Source organism: Kroppenstedtia sanguinis (assembly GCF_050433445.1).
Taxonomy (GTDB): domain Bacteria; phylum Bacillota; class Bacilli; order Thermoactinomycetales; family DSM-45169; genus Kroppenstedtia; species Kroppenstedtia sanguinis.
In genome coordinates this window covers 122196-143014 of sequence record NZ_JBNPXF010000008.1, presented here as the reverse complement: position 1 = coordinate 143014, position 20819 = coordinate 122196, and the positions used below count along the sequence as shown (strand labels likewise).

Annotated in this window: 18 protein-coding genes; 11 read left to right on the top strand and 7 right to left on the bottom strand. The window is 48.2% G+C overall.

Translation table 11 applies throughout. The features are described from left to right. Window positions 1-223: 223 nt before the first annotated feature. A complete protein-coding gene (locus tag JOD24_RS07120) occupies window positions 224-544 on the bottom strand; it encodes a spore coat protein (protein WP_429246633.1) in 321 nt (106 codons plus the stop codon). After that, window positions 541-747, bottom strand: a complete 207-nt coding sequence (locus JOD24_RS07115; protein WP_380165636.1) for a spore coat protein — start codon at window positions 745-747, stop codon at window positions 541-543. Before JOD24_RS07115 ends, JOD24_RS07120 begins: the two co-directional genes overlap by 4 nt. A 309-nt stretch (window positions 748-1056) precedes the next feature. Between JOD24_RS07115 and JOD24_RS07110 the strand changes: the two genes are divergently transcribed. The 9 genes from JOD24_RS07110 to JOD24_RS07070 all read left to right on the top strand — a co-directional run bounded on the left by JOD24_RS07110 (window position 1057) and on the right by JOD24_RS07070 (window position 12065). Continuing rightward, entirely contained in the window at window positions 1057-2988 is a 1932-nt protein-coding gene (locus tag JOD24_RS07110) for an electron transport protein (protein ID WP_429246632.1), read from the top strand. A gap of 594 nt (window positions 2989-3582) precedes the next feature. Next, window positions 3583-4314 carry a FadR/GntR family transcriptional regulator gene (locus tag JOD24_RS07105; protein ID WP_429246631.1) on the top strand — a complete coding sequence of 244 codons (732 nt, stop codon included), beginning with the start codon at window positions 3583-3585 and terminating at the stop codon, window positions 4312-4314. A gap of 180 nt (window positions 4315-4494) precedes the next feature. Further along, window positions 4495-5223, top strand: a complete 729-nt coding sequence (locus JOD24_RS07100; RefSeq protein WP_429246630.1) for a basic secretory protein-like protein — start codon at window positions 4495-4497, stop codon at window positions 5221-5223. Between the two features lie 36 nt (window positions 5224-5259). Next, the gene (locus JOD24_RS07095; protein ID WP_429246629.1) at window positions 5260-6546 is read left to right on the top strand and encodes an ABC transporter substrate-binding protein; all 1287 of its coding nucleotides are present in this window, start codon (window positions 5260-5262) and stop codon (window positions 6544-6546) included. Between the two features lie 61 nt (window positions 6547-6607). Next, a complete protein-coding gene (locus JOD24_RS07090; protein WP_429246628.1) occupies window positions 6608-7555 on the top strand; it encodes a carbohydrate ABC transporter permease in 948 nt (315 codons plus the stop codon). A 16-nt stretch (window positions 7556-7571) separates the two neighbouring features. Further along, entirely contained in the window at window positions 7572-8408 is an 837-nt protein-coding gene (locus JOD24_RS07085; protein WP_429246627.1) for a carbohydrate ABC transporter permease, read from the top strand. Between the two features lie 30 nt (window positions 8409-8438). Beyond that, complete coding sequence (locus JOD24_RS07080) at window positions 8439-9446, top strand: Gfo/Idh/MocA family protein (protein ID WP_429246626.1); 1008 nt, start codon at window positions 8439-8441, stop codon at window positions 9444-9446. A gap of 268 nt (window positions 9447-9714) precedes the next feature. Continuing rightward, complete coding sequence (locus tag JOD24_RS07075) at window positions 9715-10764, top strand: Gfo/Idh/MocA family protein (protein WP_429246625.1); 1050 nt, start codon at window positions 9715-9717, stop codon at window positions 10762-10764. Window positions 10765-11570: 806 nt separating this feature from the next. Then, window positions 11571-12065, top strand: a complete 495-nt coding sequence (locus JOD24_RS07070; RefSeq protein WP_380165695.1) for a cation:proton antiporter regulatory subunit — start codon at window positions 11571-11573, stop codon at window positions 12063-12065. 60 nt (window positions 12066-12125) lie between these two features. On the opposite strand, the gene JOD24_RS07065 is transcribed toward JOD24_RS07070, so the two are convergent. Then, the gene (locus JOD24_RS07065; protein ID WP_380165653.1) at window positions 12126-13325 is read right to left on the bottom strand and encodes a cation:proton antiporter; all 1200 of its coding nucleotides are present in this window, start codon (window positions 13323-13325) and stop codon (window positions 12126-12128) included. Between the two features lie 14 nt (window positions 13326-13339). Next, window positions 13340-13828 (bottom strand): cation:proton antiporter regulatory subunit, encoded by a 489-nt coding sequence (locus tag JOD24_RS07060; RefSeq protein ID WP_380165655.1) that lies wholly within the window; start codon window positions 13826-13828, stop codon window positions 13340-13342. A gap of 778 nt (window positions 13829-14606) precedes the next feature. On the opposite strand from JOD24_RS07060, the gene JOD24_RS07055 reads away from it, so the two are divergent. Together JOD24_RS07055 and JOD24_RS07050 are read left to right on the top strand one after the other, a co-directional pair. Further along, the gene (locus tag JOD24_RS07055; RefSeq protein ID WP_429246624.1) at window positions 14607-15038 is read left to right on the top strand and encodes a DUF441 domain-containing protein; all 432 of its coding nucleotides are present in this window, start codon (window positions 14607-14609) and stop codon (window positions 15036-15038) included. 150 nt (window positions 15039-15188) lie between these two features. Further along, window positions 15189-16634, top strand: coding sequence for an MFS transporter (locus tag JOD24_RS07050; protein ID WP_429246623.1), 1446 nt, complete (start codon window positions 15189-15191; stop codon window positions 16632-16634). Window positions 16635-17067: 433 nt separating this feature from the next. Here JOD24_RS07050 and JOD24_RS07045 read toward each other — a convergent pair whose 3' ends face one another. The 3 genes from JOD24_RS07045 to JOD24_RS07035 are packed head-to-tail and all read right to left on the bottom strand — an operon-like array spanning window position 17068 to window position 20806. Beyond that, on the bottom strand, window positions 17068-18678 hold the full coding sequence (locus JOD24_RS07045) for a CgeB family protein (protein WP_429246622.1): 1611 nt from the start codon (window positions 18676-18678) through the stop codon (window positions 17068-17070). A gap of 14 nt (window positions 18679-18692) precedes the next feature. Further along, window positions 18693-19838 (bottom strand): NAD-dependent epimerase/dehydratase family protein, encoded by a 1146-nt coding sequence (locus JOD24_RS07040; RefSeq protein WP_380165661.1) that lies wholly within the window; start codon window positions 19836-19838, stop codon window positions 18693-18695. After that, window positions 19835-20806 carry a Gfo/Idh/MocA family protein gene (locus tag JOD24_RS07035; protein WP_429246621.1) on the bottom strand — a complete coding sequence of 324 codons (972 nt, stop codon included), beginning with the start codon at window positions 20804-20806 and terminating at the stop codon, window positions 19835-19837. Before JOD24_RS07035 ends, JOD24_RS07040 begins: the two co-directional genes overlap by 4 nt. Window positions 20807-20819 lie beyond the last annotated feature (13 nt).

Below are 20819 nucleotides of genomic sequence, written 5' to 3'. Positions count from 1 at the left end.
CGTTTAGGGGCAACATTCTTCCCTGTGTTGCTTCCGTAAGGCTTTGCCCCTGCCCGATCGGAAGATTTGGAGCGGCCAGTTTTCACTTCCTTGCCAGATGGCAACGGTCGCGTGGGTGAACACGATCTCCCCACCCAAAATATGGCTAATTAACACGCCTGACATTAAATATAAAAAGGCCATCCACCGTGACCGGAAGACGGCCTTAATTCAACCCTGAAGCTTATGGTTGTGGGCTAGGATGAACCATTTGTTGTGCCTGTTGAGCCATTTGCTGATCGACTTGCACTTGTTTGGAGAAGTCTTTGGCGTTATACCATCCCTTTTGTTCCATGTAGGCGTACACTTGCTCATGGTGGTTGATGCAATCTTGTAACTGGCGTTTCAGCATTTCCCGAACTTCCGGAGTGGAGGCTTCTGTCAGGGCAAATGCGGTGTTCCGAACGCCATTTTTGGCAGCCAGTAGCATATCGACGGAAATCAAGCTTTCGTTCATTTGTCCCTGACCAGCCACCATCTGTTTCATCTGATTCATTTGAGTCATTGAGTCATCCCTCCTTGATTTTGCGTGAGCAGACCTTGGATTTCTTGAAGATGCTGACGGGCGGTCTTTACCTCCGATTGCATCAACTGGCTTAATTGACTGTCATTCACCAGGGATTGCATCATCGAACACTTCGCGATGCAGTTGGTTTTTAACATCCCCAATTCATGTAACTCCAAGGCTTCATGTTGTCCTAGCCTCATAATTATTCACCCCTTTATTTTCATTAAAAAGTAGTGTACGTAAAACTTCGTTGGATATGTAATCCGAAAACAGGGCTGTTGATTAACCAACAAGCGGATGTTGGGAACGGAACGAAACGATCCTTTCACTCTTCCCCTTGCTCCCATCGTAAAATATTGCTTGTGTTCCTGCCTAAAATATGGCTAATCAACACACCTGGGATTCCGTATACTTTTATTCTTTATAGAGTATGTTATGGATGGTTGTTTGAATATAGAGGAAAGGTGTATAACTCTGGCATGGCGTACAAAAAGAAGGGTCGACTTTGGATGGTTATTGCCTTTCTGGTTTTGTTTGTGATAATCATGACAATCTATATGACAGAGCCTGAATATGCCTATATGCCTCCAGAGGATAAGGTGGTTCAGGTGAAAGCCGGAACCCAAGCCAAAATAGGATCCGGATCAAAGGAGCAAAAGTTTGATCTCTCCGGCTATACAGGCCCCAGTAATAGAAACCTGGATCCTTCAAAAGAAGGGATCATTGATGATGCATTTCTTCGTACCGGGAGAGAAGCTTTTTACAAGGAAACATTCGGAAATGAAGTGTTTCTCACAGACATTATGGGAATTGTAAATGGGCCCTTGACGATCGGCAGTATTACTAAAGCGATTCTGAAATTACAAGGTGAAGGAACCACCAATCTAAGAGTGGAACTTGCAAAGGATGCCGTTGTCGGGGGGAAAAAATTCAAAAAAGGGGAACTGGTCGATACCGGTATTGATGTGCCAAAGGGAGCTTATGCACCACTGGGCATGCCAGTTAAATGGTCGAAAGGAAAACTAAAAGTGGGCGTTTCATGTGCCGCCTGTCATGCAAGTGTAGATTCTGTCTCGAAAAATGTGATTGAAGGAGCACCCAACCGAGACTTAAACGCGGGGCTGCTCATGGGGTTGGCAACAAATTCAACCGCTTATTTCACTCATGCCCAGATTGAAGGTCTGGAAAATTACCTGACTGAAACCAAGCGGAAAGTCACCACTTCGACCGGAAAAAAGCATGGCCTCCCCGACCCTGAAAAACTGGAAGATGCAGTGGATTCCACCTTTTTGAAATGGCCGCGGGGAAACTTTGATTCCACGATTGATATGGTCAGCAATCCTGCCCAAATTCCTGACTCATTCACCAAAGGCGACCATCCTTATGGATGGAGTGGATTTGCTACTGCGGGGCCCTTTCATGGATTGAGCGCATTCAGTAACAATGTACATGCTCAAAATTCCGATTCCCTCGGCCAGGCAGAGAATAGCTCGCCATTATTTGGAATAGATCAGGAGGTATATTTGGGAACGATCCTGCAGAATGCCGCCAATCCAAAGTTCAGGTATGATCCCAAAAAAGGAAAAAAACCTTCCAGTTTTTTTACAGCTGTGGATCCAACGCCAGGTGTTCCCGGCATAAATGAAATGGTTCAGTCTCCTTCCTTCCCGAAATTAAACCTGATGGCACCCGACGGGTTGCTCATTTCCTCCCCTGGGTTCAAAGTCGGGGAGCAGGTGAATGCCATGTCGGCATGGCAAAACAGACTGGAGCCTCCCCCTGCAAAATCTAAGCATGATCCCCAAATGATGAAAGAGGGGCGACGGTTATTCCAGTCGAAGTGCATGAGTTGCCATGCCGGCCGTGCTTTTACAAACAACCGGATAATGGATGCACGGGGGATTGGGACAGAGCCCTCCCGGGCACAAGCATTGAAAAAAACGGGAAAAATTTTTGGACCGACATCGGTCTACTCCTTTGATACTCCCGTTCCGATACCAAAGGATGCAAAAGTCCTGGATGTACCCATCCAACATTTGGATCCTGAACAAATTAAACTAGGTTTTGCTCACGGAAATTCTCCAGGAGGCTATAAAGTGAAGGGGTTGATTGGATTATATTGGTCCGCACCCTACTTGCATGACGGTGGGGTGGCAGTCGGTCCCGATATAAAAACTCAACTGGGGATACCGGGAACCATTTACAAAGGAATTGAACCGGATCCAGCCAATAGTCTACGGGCATTGGTGGATCGCCGCCTTCGCAAAAGGGTGATAGAGGCCAATCACTCGGTAAAAGCATTGCGGGATGTACACGTCCAAGGGATTGGACATGAATATTGGGCGGATGAAGATGCCGGGGTTACAAAAGAACAGCAGGATGGTTTAATCCAGTACTTGCTGAATTTGACCGGTGAGAATCACAAGCAACGGAACAAATGATGTTCTTTGTAACGGAAAGGTGAGAGTGCCCTACAGGTGTGTTGATTATCTCAGGTGTGTTGATCAGCTATACTTTGGGTGGGGAGATCGTGTTCACCCACGCGACCGTTGCCATCCGGCAAGGAAGTGAAAACTGGCCGCTCCAAATCTGACCATCGGGCAGGGGCAAAGCCTGACGGAAGCAACCCAAGGAAGGATGTTGCCCCTAAGCGCCCTCTCGTAAGGCGGGAGGGTGGCTACCTTCATTCTAACTTCAGCCCATCAAGTTGTAGTGCCTTGTGGCACAATCTTAATTTCAGATTGTAGTGCCTTGTGGCACAACCTTAATTTCAGATTGTAGTGCCCATGGCGCAAAAGTCGCTTTGGCAGCACACGACTCCCTTCCGCTGCCTATTTTCTGGTTAATCAACAGCCCTAAGTGCCCACTTTATATGCAACACTTGCGGTACAATCGTAGCTTTGGGTAGCTATTGTTCTCCCACGCTTTTTTTACCTATACAGACTTGACGGGAGCCAAATTTTCAAAATATACTATACCTATCGTATAGGTAGATAGTCTGATATCTCGGTCAAGTGATGGAGGTAGGAAGCGGGATGCGAGAAATTAAAAAAGTTTCATTAAGCAAGATGGTTGCCGATGAAATCAAAGACTACATCAAGAGCCAGCGCTTGCAGGAAGGAGACAAGTTGCCTTCGGTTGACCGTTTGATGAAACAGATGAACGTCAGCCGCTCTTCTCTTCGGGAGGGTTTGCGATTTCTGGAAGCCATTGAAGTGATCGAGGTGATCAACGGCAGGGGGGTCTTCGTTAAAGACGCCAATGTATACCGGATTGAAACGAAGATCAATATCGAGAATGAAAAGAGCTTCCTGTTGCAGATGAGTGAAGTGCGCCGTGCCCTAGAAGGAAAAGCAGTGGAATTGGCGGCTGAACGTATAACCCAAAAGCAATTGGAGGAGATGGAGGATTATCTAGCTCAGTATCAATATTTCCTGAAAATTGGTAATCGAAGAGAAGCATCCAAGGCGGATGCCTCTTTCCACCAAGTGTTGTACCGGGCCTCTCAAAATTCCATTTTAGAGGGAATCATTCATTCCATTCGCGACAATCTCGATGAATTTTGGAAAAATCCCTTTGGGATTGAGTCTATCTTTGATAACTCTTTTCCCTATCACGTCACGTTGCTGGATGCGTTGAAAAAGGGGGATTCGTCTCAAGCGATGAAGGAGTTTTCCAAACTCCTCGACGCAGTGGAGCAAGAAATCCATCATGTCGATTTTGAGCGAAAAGTTTCCCAATCTCCAGAAAAAGGGGCGTCCATCTAGAAGTGTTGTGAAAAAGTCGTCATAGGACAGGATACCAGTCGTTCCTAGGGTTGCTGGCTCTCTCTGCGCTATGCGGGGAGGGTTGGGTTTCACATTGGATCGCCAGTACAACAAAAAGGTCATATGAAACCCCATCCCAACAGACTCAGAAAGTACTAAAAAAAACAGGAGGTTTTACAAATGAAAAAAGTCGCCTTCGGTGTAGTCTGTACGACAACGTTGTGCAGTTTGCTGGCAGTGCAACCGGTTCAAGCCGCGCCACAGATCGCCACAGCAAAGGCGGATGAGGTTTCCTCTGTGGGAAAAAATGTGTATCAGCAGCATGAATACGTTCTAACTGTGGAGGACAGAGTAGGCGATCCCAATTTAAGCGAGACGATTCAGCAATTTGTGGACACGTATTTCGATGTGTATCCTCGTATTGTGGAGCGCTTCTCAGCTGAAGGCAAAATAGAGACCTCTGTCATTTTGAGAATTGAAAATTTTGACGGTGTCGCCTATGCGAATGGAAATGTGATTACAGTGAATGCGGAATGGATCCGGTCCAATCCCCAGGATATCGCTTTATTGACCCATGAGTTAACCCATGTCGCCCAAGGATATCCTCGTTATGACGAGGAGACCGTGTGGTTAACCGAAGGGATTGCTGACTACTCCCGGTATCTCTTCGGACCCAATGACGAGAGCTGGTCTCTGCCGGAAGTGAGTGAAGGGCAGCATTATACCGACAGCTATCGCGTTGCCGCCCGCTTTCTGTTGTGGCTGGAGAAGCACCAGCGGGATACCATTGTGGATGATTTGCATCGCCGTTTGCAAGCAGGGACCTACAGTCCGGATGACTTTGCTCATTTCACGGGCAAAACTTTGGACCAATTGTGGGATGAGTATGTCCAAAACCCAGAACTATAATTATCTAAAAATACGTAAGAGGGGGAGGGTTCCGTCATGGGTGGCCTGAAGAAAAAAGGTTGGTTGTCGCTGGTGATGGTGACGGCGTTGTCCACACTGGCAGCGGGTTGTTCCTTGTTTGGAGATGGTGGATCGAGTGATGAGGGGACAATCACCTTTTGGCATGGGACGACAGATGTAGAGAAGGAGGCACTGGAAGAGATCGTAAAGAAGTTCAACGAAAAAAATCCAGAAACAAAAGTAAAACCCGTCTATATTGCGCAACAGGGGGAAGGACAGAATGAGAAGCTGTTGGCGGCGATTGCGGGGGGGCATCCACCAGATGTGGCCTACTTTGATCGTTTTGAAATCGGCTCATGGGCAGAACAAGGGTCACTGACAGAGATCACTGAGCAGGCGAAAAAAGCAGGCATCGATAACGAGTCCTACTATGACTATGCCATCGCCGAAGCCACATACAAGGGCAAATTGTACGGTTTGCCGATGGATTCTGATTCGCGACTTTTGTTTTACAACAAAGATCATTTTAAGGAAGCGGGTTTAGATCCGGAAAAACCACCGAAATCCATCGCCGAACTGGAAAAGGCAGCTAAGAAATTGACGGTGAAGAAAGGGAATCGCTTTGAACAAATCGGCTTTGTTCCTTGGTATGGCCAGGGTTGGCTCTATACCTGGGGATGGGCCTTTGGCGGTGACTTTTACGACGAAAAGAGCGGAAAGGTGATCGCCCATGATCCCAAGGTTGTGGAATCTTTGCAGTGGATGGCGGATTACGCCAAGAAATATGGCATCGAGGATGTAACCGCTTTTACAGATTCGGCAGGTTCAGCGGCAGAAAGCCCCTTCCTCACTGGACAACTTAGCATGATGGTGAATGTACCAACGCAAATCGGCGGAATTCAAAAGTATAAACCGGATCTAAATTACGGTGTAGCTCCGATCCCCACACCGACCGGGGACAATTTTACCACATGGGCGGGCGGGTTTAGCTTTGTCATTCCCAAAGGTTCCAAACATGAGAAGGAAGCATGGGAGTTTATGAAATTTGCCGCCGGACCCGAGGGACAGGAAATCTACAGTAAGATGACCGGTAACTTTGCCTCCATTCAATCGATCAATGAGAAACTGTACAAAGACGATCCGATTAAAAAAGAATTTGTGGACAGCCTGCTCCAAGCCCATCATCGACCGGTCATCTCAGAAGGATCTCTGTTGTGGAATGAGCTGACCAAAGCTCGAGACTTGGCCATCCGTGGGAAGAATACTCCAGAAAAACTTTTGAAAGCGGTATCAAATAAAGTCAACGGTGCACTCAACAAATAGATGATCCACAGGGGAAAGGGTACCCTCTTTCCCCTGATTCTGGAGAAGAGGAGGTCACAGTATGGCAAACACAGAGCAACAGACGACGATGCAGGTTCCTCCTTTGAAGCGGAAGAAGATGAGGGCATCATCGAACAGGCGGGAGCGTTTCTGGGGTTGGATGTTTGCTGCCCCTTGGATCATCGGTCTACTCGTTTTTTTCGCCTTCCCACTCGTTTCATCGATTTACTACAGCTTTACGACGTACAGTATTTTGCAGCCAGGGCAGTTTGTCGGGTTGGATAACTATCGCGAGTTGATGCATGACAAAGTCTTTCTAGCATCTGTGTACAATACGGTCTATTTTACGATCTTTTTTGTACCACTCAGTATTCTGTTTGGAGTCAGCTTGGCCCTTTTTTTAAACCTGAAAGTGAAAGGAATGGCGATCTACCGGACCATCTATTTTTTGCCGACACTGGTCCCTCAGGTGGCGTTGGCAGTCTTGTGGATGTGGTTGTTAAATCCTCAATTCGGTCTGGTCAACGGGCTACTGGCTTCGATCGGGATCGATGGTCCCGCCTGGTTGGGCAGTGAAATTTGGTCCAAACCTTCCCTCATCTTAATGTCCCTGTGGGGAATTGGCCAAGCAGTAATCATCTACCTGGCTGGTCTCCACGATATCCCACAGGATTATTATGATGCAGCGGATGTGGATGGGGCCAACTGGTTTCATAAAATTAGGCACATCACGTTGCCGTTGCTTACTCCGGTCATTTTCTACAATCTGGTGATGGGAGTGATCGGGGCCTTTCAACAGTTCACCCTGCCGTACACCTTGACCAAGGGACAGGGCACCCCAGCCAACTCGCTTATGTTTTATGTGATGTATCTGTACGACAACGGATTTAAGTATTTTAAAATGGGTTATGCTTCGGCGATGGCCTGGATTCTTTTCATTATTATCATGATTTTAACCGGCTTGATCTTTTGGACATCCAAGCGCTGGGTCCATTATCAGGGTAAATGAGGAGGGGTGAGTCTCAGTGAATCCAAAGATGAAGAAAAGGCTACGATCCGTGTTGACGCATGCTGTGTTGATCATCGCCTCCGCCTTTTTTATCATTCCGTTTATCTGGCTGGTCTCCACATCTCTGAAACCATCTACACAAATCTTTACTTGGCCTCCGGAATGGATTCCACGTCCTTTTACTTGGTCTAACTATGCGGATGCGATGGAGTACATCCCCTTCTTCACCTATTTGAAAAACACGTTGTTTATCACTCTTGCGAGTACGATCGGTGCCATGATCTCCTGCCCTTTGGTCGCATACAGTTTTGCCAAGTTACGTTGGCGAGGGAATAAAATCTTCTTTGCGATCACCATCGCCGTCATGATGATTCCTACTCAGGTGACCATGATTCCCCTATTTATCATGTTCGAAAAATTAGGTTGGGTAGGCACCCCCTTGCCGTTGATTATTCCAGCCTTTTTTGGTGTACCGCTATATATTTTCTTATTGCGCCAATTTTTCCTCGGATTGCCCACGGAATTGTTGGATTCTGCTAGAATCGATGGGGCAGGGGAATTTCGCATTTACTGGCAGATCATGTTGCCTTTGGCTAAACCGGCTGTATTGGCTGTAGGTTTGTTTCAGTTTATGGCCAGTTGGACAGATTTCATCGGTCCCCTCCTGTATCTGACAGATCCGGGATCTTATACGCTTTCCTTGGGATTGCAGCAATTTCATAATCTCAGGGGGCCTGAGTGGGGACTGATGATGGCCGTCGCCACGATGATGACCTTACCAGTTGTGATCTTGTTTTTCTTCTTGCAGAAGACTTTTATCCGGGGAATCACGTTTACTGGTATCAAAGGGTAAAAATTAGACCAAGAAATGGGGAGAAACCGTATGATCTCTGTAGCATTGTTGAGTAAATGGCATGTTCATGCTCCTGACTATGCCCGCCAAGCTAATGAGCATCCCCATCTTTCCATCGCTAAGGTGTGGGATGAAGATCCCCAGCGGGGACAGGAGTGGGCGACGGAACTGGGGGTACCTTTTGAAGCTGACTTGAATCAAGTGCTGGAGGATCCAGCCATCGATGGAGTGATTGTCGATACAGCGACCCATTTGCACAAGGAGGTCATCATCGCAGCCGCCCGCAAGGGAAAACACATATTCACCGAAAAGGTGCTGGCTTTCACGGTGGCAGACTGCCAAGAAATATATGCGGCAGTGGAGGAAGCTCAGGTGCAAATGATGGTCTCCTTGCCGCGACTGACAGAGCCCGCCTATCTATATGCCCAGCAGGCTTTGGACCAAGGTTTACTCGGGCGCTTGACGACTATTCGTTGCCGGCTGGCACACAACGGGGCTGTGCCCTCAGGTCCTGAGGGACAAGGATGGCTTCCGCAACGCTTTTTTGATCCGGTGGCGTGCGGTGGAGGAGCGCTGATCGATCTGGGTGCTCACCCGATCTATCTGACCAATCGCCTGGCCGGTACAGCCACCGCTGTACAGGCCCGCCTCTCCTCTTTTCTGGGAGGAGAAGTAGATGATAACGCGACGGTGATTGTCGAGTATGCATCTGGTGCATTGGGTGTAATCGAAGCCGGGTTTGTCTCTGGTGGCAGTCCCTTTCTGTTGGAATGCCATGGGACGGAAGGCTCAGTGATCGTCACCGATTCCACGATCCGTGTCAACAGCAACCATAGTTCCCAACAGGGTTGGCACCAGCCGGAGCAGCTACCCACCCCCTTGTCGTCGCCGATGGAGCAGTGGGTGGATCGGATCCGAGATGGTAAGGAACCTACTATTACAAAAGAAGATGTGATTGGACTGACGGCAATCAATGAGGCAGCCCGGTTAAGCCATCAAGAAGAGCGTAGAGTGAAGATGGAATCCCAGAGCTGTTGATTAACGAGAAAATAGGTGGCGGAAGGGAATCGTGTGTTGCCAAAGCGGCCTTTGACATTCTACCCAGTGGAGAGTATAGAGAGGGCGCTTAGTGTTGCTTCCGTCAGGATTAGCCCCTGCCCGGAGGATTCAGAGCGGACAGTCTTCGCTTCCTTGCAGGATGGCATGGGAGTGTGGTAGAACCACGATCTTCCTATACAAAATATGGCTAATCAACACGCTTGATGGAATCCTATTAAACCGATAACAGCGAGAGGCGGGAATTATGATGACCAACACATTACGAGTCGGAATCATCGGTGCAGGCGGGATCGCCAAGGGGGTTCACCTACCTGCCTATCAAAAGTGCGGAGACCAGGTAAGTGTCGTGGCTGTAGCAGACGTGGCCAAGGAAAAGGCCGAACAATTGGCGGAAGAGTATGAGGTGCCTCATGTCTTTGCCAGCTATGAACAGATGTTTTCCGAGGTGGAACTAGACGCAGTCAGCGTATGTGTCCCCAATAAATTTCATGCTCCTGCAGTGATTGCTGCCCTGAAACAGGGGTGTCATGTCTTGTGTGAAAAGCCGCCGGCGATGACACCGGAAGAAGCGGAAGAGATGGCTCAGGTTGCCAAACAGGCTGGCAAGATTCTAACCTATGGTTTCCATTATCGACATTCGCCAGAGGTGGAAGTGTTGAAACGGTTTATCGATGCCGGCGAATTAGGGGAACTTTATGCCGCTCGAGTGCATGCCATCCGCCGACGGGGAATTCCCGGTTGGGGTGTTTTTACCAACAAGGAATTGCAGGGTGGCGGTCCCTTGATCGATATTGGGGTACATATGCTGGATACAGCCCTGTACCTGATGGGCTATCCGCAACCGGAACTCGTGCTGGGCAGTACTTATCAGAAGCTAGGCAACCGCGAAGGCGTGGGATTGATGGGGGCATGGGATTGGAAGAACTATTCTATCGAAGATATGGCCATCGGCATGATCAAATTTAAAAACGGAGCCACATTAACGTTGGAGACCGCCTTTGCGGCCAATGTGGAAAAGAATGATGTGATGCAAGTCTCCCTCATGGGCGACGAAGGAGGAGCCGATGTGTTTCCGCTGCAGATTTATCAAGAAAAGCACGGTGCTCTGTTGGATCTCACCCCCGCCTATCTCCCCTCTGGAGACTATCATGATTTGGAGATTAAGCGTTTTGTGAAAGCCTGCTTAACAGGGACTGACACGCTGTGTACCCCAGAGCAAGGGGTGATCGTGCAAAGGATCATCCATGCGTTGTACGAGTCAGCTGCAACCGGTGAAGCGGTGAAACCAAAATCTTGAGTTTGGAAGATGAATGATTTACAGAGAAAACAGACTCCTGCCGGATTCGGCGTGAGTCTGTTTTTTCAAGCTTCGGATTTCTGGGAACTTAGCCTCTTTACTGTTTGTGAATTCCTTTGTATATTTGAATAAGTCTTTTTGCTATGATGAGGGTACAGATGAGTACAGAACTGTGGATGAACTGAAAAATGAGGTGATTGAAACCTTTTAAATAGATCGAGCACGGGATCAGCAGAAGATTGTGATTGACTTCGTTTGCAGACGGTGGAGATGAGGGAAGCAGCCCTAGTGCCCCTTCAGGCAATTTTGATCTTGTTTTTCAGCAAAGCGGGGGCGGGATGGTGGGGCGGCTCCGATCTCTTGCAAAGAGCGCAAAGGCGAATCAAATCCCCACCATCTTTGCCCATCTGTGATTTTCCACACAATGTTTGCTGAGGGGGCACTAGGCACGACTGGTGTCCAGTGGGTATGGCCACTTTTTCACAAGCTTCAATCGGATTGGGCTTCCAAAGGCATAGTTTGAAGTCTGCATTCTGCATGGTTGTGCGAGGATCTAAAGCAGGGCGACGGCCTGCATGTTTTCCAAGGGGCTGTGGCTTTTTTCTTGGTTCAGAAAAATTTTTGGCCAGGGGATCCTTTGAAAAACAAACTGGCTACCGGAGACGGTATAACGAATCGACCTCCGGCAACGGATGGGTCTGATTGCCCCGAGTACTGTGGAACGGGATTGTTTGACTTTCACCACTAAATCGTTATGCTATGTATAACAGATCCGTAATCGAAGGGGACGGAAGAAGGAGGATTCCATTTTGGATATACGAGAAACTGACTTACCAGGAATCGGCCGCAAATTTCAATTGGAGACTCGCTCCGGCGAGAAGGCCGTGGTCATCCTCCATGACGACGGAAGAAGGGAAGTCTATCAATTTGAACCGGATGATCCAGATGAGAGCAAATGCATCGTCACACTGGACGATGAGGAATCTCGGCAACTGGCTGGAATCATCGGTGGAATGAGTTATCGCCCCAAAGCCTTGGAAAACATCGAAATGGCTTTGGAGGATTTGATCATCGAATGGTATAAGATTCCTCCCCATGCGAAATGTAACGGAATAACCATCGGAGAGCTGAAAGTGCGTCAAAGAACGGGAACGACAATTATCGCCGTGATCGAAAAAAATCAGCGTAAAATTATCAATCCCGGGCCCGATCATGTTCTGGTTTCAGATGCCACCATGATCATTGCTGGCAGCAGAAAACAGATCAACCATCTCAAACAGATTCTATCCGGTCAGGAATAGTTTGAAGACCCAAGAGGGCATCGCTTCAGCGATGCCCTCTTGCTTTTCTCATATGAAGAATCATTCTCGTGTTCGGACCCAGCTGGTAGCTTTTTGAAAAAGCCCGTAAATCCTTTTCGATTCCTTTGTCAAGAGGGGTCCCAGCACAGCCAGAATCAGAACGTAAAGTACGGCAAAGGACTGTAACACGGGCTGCAGGTCGCCCTCTTTTCCGATATTCGCCATAATGATCGAAAATTCCCCACGGGAGACCAGGGTAAATCCGATATTCGCCGAGGATTTTGTAGATATGCCGGATGCACGCCCAGCGAAAAACCCGGACACGATATTGCCAATAATGGTCAACAGGACACCGACCACCGCAACTGTGACAGCCCCTCCCAGGGTAGTCGGATCAATGGACAAGCCGAAGCTAAAGAAAAATATGGCACCGAATAAATCTCGGAAGGGCACGACTAATTGTTCGATTCGTTTAGCATGAACGGATTCCGCCAGTACCAGTCCGATGAGCAAGGCTCCGATGGCTTCTGCCACATGGAGTGATTCGGATAAACCGGAAACCAGGAACAGAGAAGCGATTACAAGTAATAAAAACAACTCAGAGGACCGGATGTCCAGCGCTTTATCCACCCATGGCATCACTTTTCGTCCCACGATAATGAACAGTAGGATAAAGACCAAGGCTGTCAAGCAAGTGAGTAGCACACCTGTCCAGGAGGTCGCTCCACTGAGTACGATCCCGGATAATAAGGAAATGTGAAAAGCGATGAATAAGTCATCGAACATGATCATTCCCATGATAATTTCCGTTTCCGGGTTGGCTGTCCGTTTCAGATCGACGAGCACTTTAGCCACAATGGCTGTGGAAGAACTGGTCATAATCCCGCAAATGACCATGGTTTCTTTAAATGGAAAGCCCATCATCCACCCGAGTAACAGCCCGGAAAGGAAATTGATCACGACATAAAATGATCCGCCGACCACGATCGATTTTCCCGACTTGATAAGTCGTCCGATGGAAAACTCCAAACCGAGGTAAAACAGCAAAAACAATACGCCGAGTCGTCCCATAAAATCGATAAAAGTTGCGCTTTCGATAAACCGCAAATCGATGATTCCGAAATGAGGGGCGTGGGGTCCAACCACCATCCCCACCAGAATATAAAAGGGTATTACTGAAAAACGGAGCTTAGCTGACAAGAGTCCAACCATTGAGACCAAAGCAACTGCCAGACCTATTTCAAATATGAGTGTGTCCATAGCTCCCTCCCCCGTCATAATCCCTTGTGTAAATAGGTTTTCAATGATTTTAACTGTTTCCGTTCGCCTGCGACGATGAGGGTGGAACCGGCAACCAATGGAAAGTCTGGTCCCGGAATCAGATTTTTTTGTCCTTTGTCAATCACTGCGATGATAGTGGCACCCGTCATCTCGCGGATCTTCAGTTCGCCGATGGTGTTGCCGATACATTTCGCACCGGGTTCAAGTTTGAACCATTCGATGATCAAGTCGTCGAGGGCTACCTCCATTGTTTCTAGTGCCTTGGGTTTATAAGTCATGCCGCCGATAATGCCTGCCAGGTGTCTCGCTTCGTCATCATCCAATGTTGCAATGGAGATATTTTTATCGGGATCGTGGGAGTTGATATGGTACAGTTCGCGCCTTCCATCATCATGAATAATGATGACCATTTCCTCGCCATTTCGGGTGGTCACCTTAAACTTATGCCCAATTCCAGGTAGGTCTGTTTCCCCGATTTTCAAAGTGGAACCCCTCCGTTGGTTAGGTTCATTTCCGTATGTCCAATGGACATTGTGATATCTTAAAATTGTAGTATACTCCAGGCATGAAGACTCTATTTGAAATTTGCACTTAGGATATGTAGGAAAACAAGGTTTTTATGGAATAAAAAAGAAAGAGCTTAAGTGGAGGTGAACTTCGTAGTCATGAGGAATAAATATCTCATCCGGATCCAGATGAGATTCAAAACAAAAACGATGGGACACGTAATCAGTAAGACCAAAAATAACGGGATAAATGCACATATAAACATATAAAATATCGATTTCACGGGAACGGTCCAGTTTCGATGAAGACAGTGTTGAGGATTTCTTTGGGAGAGAATGAACGTCTCCGATAAAAATGGGTACGATAGCAACGATCAGTAGAATCCAAACGAGGAAAAAAGTGAGCAGGTACCAACGTTAATTCCTGCGCATGGTTGACCATTCACCACCGAGTTTCAGATTAACTACCAAAAATAAGGGTATCATTTAGTATGGTATAAATCAAGATCGCTTTACTGCGAATTCCCGTGGATCCACATCTGTTTTGCCTAGTATGCTCTATTACATGGGCTTTAAGGCGAAATATATCCAGGGGTTTAATTTATTGGGTGCCCTTTGGTGCGAGGATGTTAAAATAAAGTTTTAAGCCTCCAAAAATAAAAGATGAGATCGTACATCGTCAGGATCGAATGAAAAAAGGAAGCCTTAATGATTAAACCAGAATAAGCGGTGATCCGAAGTGGATGTATTCTTGATGTTGCTGGTTATTACCCTTTTGGGTATCGTCTCCAAAAACGCCACGGTCTGGATCGCAGGAGCAGGATTATTGGCCCTGCGCCTGTGGCCGGGAAATCAGCTGTTGACATGGACAGAGCAGTACGGTTTGAAAATCGGAGTCATCATTTTAACCATGGGCGTGCTCGCTCCTGTCGCTTTGGGTAAAATCCCTTGGTCTCAGCTGGTGGATACGTTGAAGAGTTTTTCTGGTTGGGCAGCTGTGGTTGTGGGGATCCTTGTGGCTTATCTGGGAGGCAGGGGGGCCCACATGCTGACAAATCAGCCGACGATCGTCACCGGATTGATGATTGGAACCATTATCGGGGTTGCTTTTTTTCGTGGTGTTCCCGTGGGGCCGCTGATTGCCGCCGGGATCTTATCTTTGTTTTCTCAATTTCTGCGGGGATGAATGCCCAGGTGACTCCAGAAAAAAACCGCATTTCAAAGCCTTCAAATCGGCTTGAAATGCGGTTTTTTTCGGTTTGTGCAGGTATGAAAGATCCCTCCTCTGCTGATACTATGCCCGGATTTAACTGAAATGGGGCAAGGAGGGTGAGAATTGACTGAGCGAGAACATCACAAAAAGAAACGGAGATCCAAACATCGACTGGATGAAAAGGATATTACTGTCGTCGATCCCCAGGTGGCGAAAAAAGCGGTTGTGGCCACAGCTCTGGGGAATGCGATGGAATGGTTTGACTTTGGTATTTATTCCTACTTAGCTGTGACCATGGGCAAGGTGTTTTTCCCTGAAATGAGTAGCGGTGTGCAATTGATCTATGCCTTTGCCACCTTTGCAGTCGCCTTTCTTGCCCGACCATTGGGCGGTTTCCTTTTCGGAATGTTGGGGGACCGCTGGGGACGCAAACGAGTGTTGGCTATCACGTTGATCTTGATGGCGGTCTCTACCTTGAGTATCGGCTTGATTCCCAGTTATGCCTCGATCGGTTCCACCGCGACTTTCCTATTGTTACTCGCTCGCTTGGTTCAAGGGTTTTCAACCGGTGGAGAGTATGCTGGGGCGATGACCTTTATTGCAGAATCGACCCCGGATAAGAAGCGGGGAGTGATGGCCAGCGGATTGGAAGTGGGGACCCTGATCGGATATGTTGCCGGATCAGGCCTGGTCACATTGCTCACCTTTGTGCTTGGAACAGAAACGATGTTGGACTGGGGATGGCGTATTCCCTTCTGGATTGCCGCACCCTTGGGATTGATCGGCTTTTACTTGCGGAATCGTCTGGAAGAGACGCCTGCTTTCGAAGCGATGGAAGAGACACGGGAAGAAAATAATCATATCTCGATTAAGGAGATCCTTACCTCCTATTGGAAGACATTGCTGATCGGCATGATTGTGGTGTTTTTTTATAACGTGGTCAATTACATGGTTTTATCTTACATGCCTTCTCATTTGTCGGCTGTGCTGGGGTATGGAGAGACCAAAGGGCTGCTGTTGATTGTGATCGTCATGGTGATCATGATTCCGATTGTGATCCTGATGGGGTATTTTGGCGACCGTTTGGGTGCCAAACGGATTGTGCAGGGGGGATTGATCGGAGTGATCCTTCTATCCCTTCCCGCCTTTTGGTTGATCGGAAGCGGTAGTACAGGATACGTTTTTTTAGGTTTGATGATGTTGGCGATCTTTTCTTCCACTTTCCAAGGGTCGATGCCCTCCCTGCTCCCTTCCCTCTTCTACACGGAAGTGAGATATGGAGCGCTGGCGATCACCTATAATATCTCCGCCTCCATCTTTGGCGGCACCACCCCTTTACTGGTATCTTGGTTGATCAATTGGACGAAAAGCCATCTGGTACCGGCTTACTACCTGATCTTCGCCGGAGTGGTCGGGATAGTGGTCGTCACTTATTTTGTCAAAGACACTTCCGGTAAGTCCCTGCGCGGATCCCCGCCAGCGGTGGCAGGAGAACATGAAATTCAAGAGGTGCTGGAAGAGCCGGAAGAAGCCTTGTGGTGGCGGGAGGAAAAAGAGGACCAGCCATGAGGGGAACCGATTCCATGGGTGATCTAGAGGGGATGATGTTTGGAGGCCTTAAAGCAAGCTCTAAAGGGGGGCCCGTAAGAAAAACGGAACCTCTTCAGAACCAGCTCCGATATCGTCCAGCTTTACCCCTGCTCGATGGTCAGATTCTTAAACGGATCGTTTTCGCTTCCTTGCTGAATGGCAGGGTTACGTGGTAAATATGGTCTTTCTCTATAAGATATGGTTAGGGTTAAGGTCGGAAATAAGGTCGAGATGGTGGGACGGTGAAGAGCCTTTGCGTTCTTTGCAAGAGATAGCCGTCCCACCATTCCCGTCCCCTCAAGCGCTATTTTACGATGGGGGCAATGGGAAGGGCGAAAGGATCGTTTCGTTCCCATCATCCATTATGTCGTTAATCAACAGCCCTGGCCTGGGGTAATAAGTGTGTACCTCATTATCCTGATCCTCCGACAAAGGGAGACCAATCCAGGGGAAGAAGATGTGATGGTTTGTTCTGGTAGGTGATTTCCAACCGGGGAACGAAGCGCCGATAAAAGACGATTCCAGATAAGGCGTGGATTTTCGGCTTTTGTGGGCCCAAAAATTGAACGGCCCCGTGATCATGGGTGGGAAGGTAAAGATAAATTCCCAATGTTTTTTTCTTTTGTTGGATGAATCGTTGGATCAGTGAGGTGAGGTTCAGGGTGATCGGGACCTGATACACTTTTTTTCGGTTAAGGATGTTCATGTCCACGGAAATGGTCTGTGCTTCCTTTTCCAAGGTAGGGTGGCTCAGCTCTTCAGTACAACTGAAAAACCGGCAGGTGATTTTTGTGTTTTTAATGGGATCAATCGCAAGAAACAGCTTCAACTGGGCTTGATGAAGATCGAGTCCTTCCTTCGCACAGGAAGCGAGTGAAAACAATAAACCGCTTCGGATTTCCTGGTTGGGGGATCCTTTTTTCCTTTTTACGGTGAGATACGAACTTTTGCTTAATTTTCCTTGCGGCAGGATGCTTGAAAAAGTCGAGTGGATACGAATTTCTTGACGTAATAAAGGGCTGGGAAACCGATAAGATTTCCTTTTTTTTCGCTTGATTTGTAGCATTTTTGATGCAATGTCCAGCATCTCCTGGACGCGGTGGGCGTACCGGTGGTTCTGATGCACCGACTTCTGGCCATTGGCAGCTATTGTTTGCCGGGTTTCTTTATTTTGTAGTAGGAAATGAGCTAACTTCCGTGTCTCCTCTGCACTACGACTGGTCAGTAAATGTTGACGGGGCCGAAAGTGGCGGAGTACGGCAGGGGTGTGGTTGGTGATCAATAACCCGCCGGTGCCGAGGCATTCCCAGGTCCTGCGAGTTAATAGATCCCTGTGATTTTGAATCCCCAAGACCAATTTGGCAGAGGAATAAACGTAGGGAACACGGTTGTATGGAAGAGGCCCCCGGATGGTGCTATCGGGAACAGAAAAAGGAAGGAGCTTCTTCCCCTGTTCCCATCCCTTCCCCCATATGGATACCGAAAAATTTGCTCTCAGCAACGGTTCCAACAGAATTCGGAGGCTGCGGATTCGCCAACTCTCCATCGTTGCATTGGAGAAATTGGCCACTAGGGCAATATCAGATCGATATTGGGGGAGTGAAGGGAGAGAGCGGTGAATTCGGGGATTACAGGCAAAGGGAAGATAGTAGGAGGGAATCCCCCTTTCTTGATACATTTTCGGAGCGTGAACAGCGTGGGTGAAGACGATGTCAGGCTGCCCGATTTCCAGAATATACATTCCCCAATAATCGGTATGAAGGGGATCTTCCGTCGACCAAAACACATGAAGGCTTTGGGTTTCTTCGCAATACTGGCGAAGGACCTGAAAATAAGGTTCCCGATGAAAGGGTGTCCACCCATTGGTCAGGATCACGTCAGGTTGATATCGGTTCAATTCTTTGACCAACTCTTGTGAAGTTAAGTCTGGTTTGGGGATCCGAAGTGGGACTCCGTTCTTTTGAAACCCAGAAGGAACCGTATCAACATAATTGGGGATATTTTCAAAATAGTACCATTTCATTTTGCTTCCGCCCTTTATAAAAATCGATCTTTATATTCTTTAAATACGGATCGCCAGGGCAGAAGGTCTTGGATCATCCCATCCATTCCCACTTGGAGAGAAACCGCCTCCTGTGGGAGAAAATGCTGTCGAAACCCTTTGTTTTCCATCTGCATCTGGTGGGTTTCATTTTCCTTTCTGGGATTGGGAATATGGCTGACTTGGGCTTGCAGACCTTGCTTTTGCCCGGCTTGTTGGATCTGTTCTGCCAGTTGTTTAGGACTGATCAGCCCGGTCATTTGGTTAAACACCTGAAATTTATGGTTGAGGGGGCGTGCGGCGGCCTGAACCAGGGAGTCTACCGCATCTTCCAAGGCGATCATCGGCTTTTTCTGCTCCCCTTTTCCATAAAGAGTGATGGGATGATCTGCCAGCATCTGCGCACAAAAACGGTTCGCCACGACACCGAAGTAAAAATCAAAATCAAACCGGGTTGCCAGATGGGGGTGCAGCCGGGTTTCTTTCGTTCCGGTTCCAAATACGATTGCCGTTCTTAAATCAGTGATGGTTAACTCCCACATTTTGGAGGAGAGATACAGGTTGTTGATGTCCGCCACTTTGCTCATGTGATACCAGGAGGTAGCCATTCCGGGGTAAGGGATGACGTCAGAGCCCGTCTCCGTTTTCACATCGATAAATCCCTCCGGAATGGTGAAATTGGGTGATCCGTACACTCCGGTGGTTGTAGTTTCCACCAGATGGGTTTCCTGCTCCAGCCCGCATTCTTTGATGCCCCATAAGAGATTCCGACACATCTGGTTGTTGTTTTCCTGTGTATAATGGGCTAGCGGGGCGTGTAGGTGGGAATAGGGGGCGGCGGGTTGAGCAGCCACATGGAGGATCACTCGGGGGCGAAAGGTTTTTAATAATTGACAGACCCGCTGATAATCGGTGAGATCGGCATGGATAAAGGTGAGGTTCTGCATCCCGAATTCTTTTGCCGTCTCCAAGCGCTTTTCCATTGATGCGATCGGGATGGCGCTCACACTTCCGATCTCTTCGACCCAGCGACGTCGACCCAGGTGATCCACTCCGACCACCCTTTCCTCGGGATAAGCTTGACTCAGCTTCATCATCAACGGCCAGCCGATATAGCCATCTGCACCTGTCAATAAAATCACTTGGGCTCACTCCTTTTTCCCATTTCCGATTGAATTTGCTCCACCAGCTTCATGACGCGGAACCCATCCATCTGGGACACTGCCGGTGGGCGATCGGTTTGTACAGTCTGGATAAAGTGTTTGATTTCCTCCAACAAGGGAGAACTTGTCGGGGTAAGGACGGTCCGGCACTGGATAGAATCGGAGAATCGGTGGGATCGGGTGTATAGATCCAGACGGTGATTCAATAGATCAGCAACCCAGGTTCGGTCTGTCTCCGTCAAGATGATCTCCCTTTTTCGGAGAGAACCGGCCCGGACTGCGTGAATCGTCACATGAAAAGAAGAAGTAAAAGAGAGATGGACCTGGGCATTATCGACCTTACCTTGGTTCATCTCCTGCGGGTGCACCACCTGACCGGTGGCGGAAAGATCTGTAGGAGAGACTTTCATTCGATCGGCGATGTGAAGCACGTGGTCCAGATCGTGAACCATTAAGGTCAGGCAGACATCTGCATCGATTCTCTTTTTTAAAGGGACATAGCGATAAAATTCACCCATCACCAACTGTTCGTATCGAACCGACTGGAGCAACGTCTGAATTACAGGATGAAATCGCTCCACATGTCCCACTTGAATGTGAACTCCATAGTGGGAGGCCATCTGGCAGAGAGACTGCGCCTCTTCGAGGCGGTGGGTGAAAGGCTTTTCCACAAACACATGGCATCCCTGCTGAATCGCTTCCACAGCGACTGCATAATGGGCCATCGTCGGTACACAGATGACAGCAGCGTCTGCTGCTTTCGTCAGGTCAGGCAGTTTTTTGGCGAGAGGAACCTGATACTTTTCAGCAAGGATCTTGGATTTTGCAAAATCGGAATCAAATATCCCGATCACTTCTACATCGGGTAGGGAGATCAGATTTCGCAGATGATTCTCTCCCATAAATCCAGCGCCCACAAGGGCGATGTGTACGATTTTTGCGGACAAAGGCTCATCCCCT

Bases quoted from the DNA above. Each gene is read 5' to 3' on its own strand.
- JOD24_RS07075 (WP_429246625.1), top strand. From the start codon at position 9,715: ATGACCAACACATTACGAGTCGGAATCATCGGTGCAGGCGGGATCGCC.
- JOD24_RS07065 (WP_380165653.1), bottom strand. From the start codon at position 13,325: ATGGACACACTCATATTTGAAATAGGTCTGGCAGTTGCTTTGGTCTCA.
- JOD24_RS07090 (WP_429246628.1), top strand. From the start codon at position 6,608: ATGGCAAACACAGAGCAACAGACGACGATGCAGGTTCCTCCTTTGAAG.
- JOD24_RS07095 (WP_429246629.1), top strand. From the start codon at position 5,260: ATGGGTGGCCTGAAGAAAAAAGGTTGGTTGTCGCTGGTGATGGTGACG.
- JOD24_RS07105 (WP_429246631.1), top strand. From the start codon at position 3,583: ATGCGAGAAATTAAAAAAGTTTCATTAAGCAAGATGGTTGCCGATGAA.
- JOD24_RS07110 (WP_429246632.1), top strand. From the start codon at position 1,057: ATGGTTATTGCCTTTCTGGTTTTGTTTGTGATAATCATGACAATCTAT.
- JOD24_RS07080 (WP_429246626.1), top strand. From the start codon at position 8,439: ATGATCTCTGTAGCATTGTTGAGTAAATGGCATGTTCATGCTCCTGAC.
- JOD24_RS07120 (WP_429246633.1), bottom strand. From the start codon at position 544: ATGACTCAAATGAATCAGATGAAACAGATGGTGGCTGGTCAGGGACAA.
- JOD24_RS07115 (WP_380165636.1), bottom strand. From the start codon at position 747: ATGAGGCTAGGACAACATGAAGCCTTGGAGTTACATGAATTGGGGATG.
- JOD24_RS07100 (WP_429246630.1), top strand. From the start codon at position 4,495: ATGAAAAAAGTCGCCTTCGGTGTAGTCTGTACGACAACGTTGTGCAGT.
- JOD24_RS07055 (WP_429246624.1), top strand. From the start codon at position 14,607: ATGTTGCTGGTTATTACCCTTTTGGGTATCGTCTCCAAAAACGCCACG.
- JOD24_RS07045 (WP_429246622.1), bottom strand. From the start codon at position 18,678: ATGAAATGGTACTATTTTGAAAATATCCCCAATTATGTTGATACGGTT.